General features: G+C 72.9%; 4 protein-coding genes. 2 read left to right on the top strand and 2 right to left on the bottom strand.

The features are described 5' to 3' along the window. The first annotated feature begins 202 nt into the window (after nucleotides 1-202). Entirely contained in the window at nucleotides 203-823 is a 621-nt protein-coding gene (locus BJF79_RS33720; protein ID WP_262402944.1) for an HIT family protein, read from the top strand. 26 nt (nucleotides 824-849) lie between these two features. On the opposite strand, the gene BJF79_RS33715 is transcribed toward BJF79_RS33720, so the two are convergent. Further along, a complete protein-coding gene (locus BJF79_RS33715; RefSeq protein WP_262402943.1) occupies nucleotides 850-2,400 on the bottom strand; it encodes an elongation factor G in 1,551 nt (516 codons plus the stop codon). Beyond that, nucleotides 2,346-3,017 carry a GTP-binding protein gene (locus BJF79_RS62840; protein WP_262402942.1) on the bottom strand — a complete coding sequence of 224 codons (672 nt, stop codon included), beginning with the start codon at nucleotides 3,015-3,017 and terminating at the stop codon, nucleotides 2,346-2,348. The genes BJF79_RS33715 and BJF79_RS62840 overlap by 55 nt, the downstream gene beginning before the upstream one ends. Before the next feature lie 391 nt (nucleotides 3,018-3,408). Here BJF79_RS62840 and pgsA point away from each other — a divergent pair. Beyond that, a partial coding sequence (pgsA, locus tag BJF79_RS33710) for a phosphatidylinositol phosphate synthase (protein WP_143220593.1) occupies nucleotides 3,409-4,143 on the top strand: 735 nt, incomplete at its 3' end.

Here is a 4,143-nt window from a genome sequence, read left to right as displayed (position 1 = left end):
GGGGTCTCCCCGCAGCAGGTCGAGCGCGTGAAGATCACCACGGTGTCGGTGGGCGTGGCGATGCAGACCTGCTACGCGCGCGCCGCCGCCTGACCGTACCGGCCGGTCCCGGCCGGGACCGCCCGCCGGAACCCGGCTGCGGTCCCGTCGGCACGTCTCTCTATGCTGCTGGTCAGGCCGTGAACAAAAGGAGACCGCCGCCTTGACCGCAGAGCCGGAGGAGCCCGTGGAGCACGTCGAGCGGCACGGGCGCGAAGAGCCGTCCGGGGCGGACCCCGGTGACCGGCGCACTCCCCGCTACGAGGAGGAGCGGGGCGGGGCCGGCACGCCCGACAACTTCCAGCGGCTCTGGACCCCGCACCGGATGGCCTACATCAAGGGGACGGGCTCGGGCGAGGGCTGCCCGTTCTGCGAGATCCCGAAGATGACCGACGAGGAGGGCCTCGTCGTGTCCCGCGGGGAGACGGTGTTCACGGTCCTCAACCTGTACCCGTACAACTCCGGGCACCTCATGGTCGTCCCCTACCGGCACGTCGCCGACTACGGCGATCTGGACGAGCCCGAGTACATGGAACTGGCCCGCTTCACCCGGCTGGCGCTGGCCGCGCTGCGCAAGGCGAGCGGCGCGCAGGGGTTCAACGTCGGGATGAACCTCGGGCTGGTGGCGGGCGCGGGCATCGCCGCGCACCTGCACCAGCACGTCGTCCCGCGCTGGGGCGGCGACACGAACTTCATGCCGGTGGTGGGGCACACCAACGTGCTGCCGCAACTGCTGCGCGACACCCGCCGGATGATCGCCGACTGCTGGCCCGGCGAGGACTGACTCCCCGCCGGGCGTCCGGGCGTCGGTCAGCCGGTCTCGTGCGACGCGGCGGCGACCTTCTCCGTCAGGTTGGACGGCAGCGGCTCGTAGCGCAGGAACGCGCGGCTGAACGTGCCCGTGCCGTGCGACATCGAACGCAGGTCGACCGCGTACCGGACGATCTCCAGCTGCGGCACCTCCGCCTTGATCGCGGTGCGGCCGCCCGCGATCGCGCGCGAGCCGAGGACGCGGCCGCGCCGCGAGGTCAGGTCCTGCATGACCGTCCCCACGTGCTCGTCGGCGATCAGCACGTCGACCTCGTCGACCGGTTCGAGCAGCAGGATCGGCACCGCCGCCGCGGCGTCCTTGAGCGCCTGCGCCCCCGCCGCCTGGAACGCCATGTCGGACGAGTCGACCGAGTGCGCCTTCCCGTCCCGCAGCGTCACCTTGACGTCGACCAGCGGGTACCCGGCCGACACGCCGCGCTCCATCTGGTGCCGCAGGCCCTTCTCGACCGACGGGATGAACTGGCGGGGGATCACCCCGCCGACGATCTTGTCGACGAACTCGAAGCCCTCGCCGGACGGCAGCGGCTCGACCTCGATGTGGCAGATGCCGTACTGGCCGTGCCCGCCGCTCTGCTTGACGTGCCGGCCGAGGCCCTTGGCGGAGCCGCCGAACGTCTCCCGCAGCGGCACCCGCAGCTCCACGCGGTCGACCTCGACGCCGTAGCGGGTGTGCAGCCGCTCGATCAGCACCTCGGCGTGCGCCTCGCCCATGGACCACAGGACGAGCTGCCGGGTCTCGGAGTTGTTCTCCAGCCGCAGCGTCGGGTCCTCGGCGACGAGCCGGCCGAGCGCCTGGCTGAGCTTGTCCTCGTCGGCCTTCGACCGGGCCTTGACCGCCACGGGCAGCAGCGGGTCGGGCATCGACCACGGCGCCATGACCACGGGGGAGCCGGGATCGGAGAGCGTGTCGCCGGTCTCGGCGCGGGTCAGCTTGGCGACCGCGCAGATGTCCCCGGCGATGCACGACGACACCGTCCGCTGGGTCTTGCCGAGCGGCGAGGTGATCGCGCCGACCCGCTCGTCGACGTCGTGGTCCTCGTGGCCGCGGTCCTCCAGGCCGTGCCCGGAGACGTGCACGACGGTGTCGGGACGCAGCGTCCCGGAGAACACCCGGACGAGCGAGACGCGGCCCACGTACGGGTCGGACGTGGTCTTGACGACCTCGGCGACCAGCGGCCCCTCGGGGTCGCAGGCCACCTCGCGCGGCGGGCCGCCCGCGACCGGCGTCACCGTCGGGATGCCGTGTTCGAGCGGCGGCGGGAACGCCTGGGCGATGACCTCCAGCAGTTCCCGCATGCCGATCACCGGGCCGGGATGGTCGCCGTGCGGGACCGACGTCGCCAGCACCGGGTAGAAGCTGCCGCGCGCCACCGCGGTCTCCAGGTCGGCGATCAGCGCCTTGACGTCGATGTCCTCGCCGGACACGTACCGGTCCATGAGGGACTCGTCCTCGCTCTCCTGGATGATCCCCTCGATCAGCGAGCGCGCTGCTCGGCGATCTGCTCCAGGTAGCGGGGGTCGGGCTCGCATTCGGTGCGGTGCCCGGTGGAGTAGTCCAGGCAGCGTTGCGTCAGCAGCCCGATCAGTCCGGTCGGGCCGCCGTCCCCGTCGGTGGGGAAGTAGACGGGCGCGACGCCCTCGCCGAAAGCGTCCTGGCAGGCCAGGACCGTGTCGTCGTAGTCGCCGCGCTGCTGGTCGATCTTGGTGATGACGACCGCGCGCGGCATGCCCACCGCGGCGCACTCGTCCCACAGCATCCGGGTGAGCCCGTCGATGCCGTCCACCGCCGAGATCACGAACAGCGCGGCGTCCGCGGCGCGCAGCCCGGCCCGCAGGTCCCCGACGAAGTCGGCGTATCCCGGCGTGTCGATCAGGTTGATCTTGATGCCCGCGTGCACGAGCGGAGCGAGCGCGAGGTTGACCGAGCGCTGCCTGCGCAGCTCGGCCTCGTCGAAATCGCCGACGGTGGTGCCGTCCTCGACCCGGCCGGCCCGCTGGATCGTGCCGGTGGCCGCGAGCAGCGCCTCCACGAGCGTCGTCTTGCCCGCTCCCGAATGGCCGACCAGCGCGACGTTGCGTACCTTGTCGCACCCGCCGGCCTCCGGTGCCCTGCCGGCGCCCCCGGTGTGGCCTCCCTTGTCCGCCATGGCTACCTCCTCGGACGGGTCCGCGCGCCTCTGCGCGCGCGGGCCCGCGTACGGTGGGGCCCGGCCCGGCGGCCCGGCCCTGACGTCCGAGTGCGGCGTCCGGCCCCGTCCCCGGCGTGACCGACGTCACACCCGTGTCAACACCTTTTCCCGGGATTCGCGGGATCACAAGAGGTGAACGGCAAACAACGCGAATCCGTCGCGGCGAACCGCGCCGGACCGGACGGAACCGGACGCCCGGCGTCCGCCGCGCGACCCGCGCCGACCGGCGCGTCCCGGCACGTACGGGGGCGTCACCGGGGCGGGCACGGGGCGCGCCGGAGCGCACTACGATGGGCGCGCTGCGGGAGCCCGCGGGCGGCCTTCACCAGACACACGAGAACGGACGGCGATGCTCAACAAACTGAGGCCCGCGCTCGGGCGGGTCCTGACGCCCATCGGGCAGGCGGTCGCGCGGACGGGGGTCTCGCCCAACGCCATCACGATCATCGGCACGGCCGGCGTGGCCGCCGGTGCCCTCGTGCTGTTCCCGCGCGGCGAGTTCTTCTGGGGCACGATGGTGATCACCGCCTTCGTGCTGTTCGACATGCTGGACGGCGCGGTCGCCCGCGTCACCGGCAAGATCTCCCGGTTCGGCGCCTTCCTGGACTCCACGATGGACCGGGTCGCCGACGCCGCGATCTTCTCCGGACTGATGATCGGCCTGTACCGGGACGGGCAGGAGGCCCTCGCCGCCGTCGCGCTCTACTGCCTGGTGTCCGGGGTCGTCGTCTCCTACGCCAAGGCCCGCGCCGAAGGACTCGGCTACACCTGCAACGTCGGCATCGCCGAACGCGCCGAGCGGCTCATCGTCGCGCTCGTCGCCGCCGGATTCTCCGGCCTCGGCGTCCCCTACATCCTGGCCGCCGCGCTGTGGGCGCTCGCCGCGCTCAGCACCGTCACGGTCGGGCAGCGGTTCGCGACCGTCTACGCCCAGGCCAAGGCCGACCCCGCGCCCGTCCCGCCCGGCGGCGGGACAAGGTGTGGGTCACCGCCCCCGGCACCGAGCCGTGGGAGGTCTACACGGTCAAGGCCGACGCCGACACCCTGTCGGCAGGAGCGCCGAGCCGGCGACGGCCACGGCCGG

The organism is Actinomadura sp. CNU-125 (assembly GCF_001942465.1).
In the GTDB taxonomy this organism is placed as follows: Bacteria; Actinomycetota; Actinomycetes; order Streptosporangiales; family Streptosporangiaceae; genus Spirillospora.
Note: the sequence above shows the minus strand (reverse complement) of the source record. Positions and strands in the feature narration are given on the sequence as shown.

Bases quoted from the DNA above. Each gene is read 5' to 3' on its own strand.
- BJF79_RS33715 (WP_262402943.1), bottom strand. From the start codon at position 2,400: ATGCGAGCCCGACCCCCGCTACCTGGAGCAGATCGCCGAGCAGCGCGC.
- BJF79_RS62840 (WP_262402942.1), bottom strand. From the start codon at position 3,017: ATGGCGGACAAGGGAGGCCACACCGGGGGCGCCGGCAGGGCACCGGAG.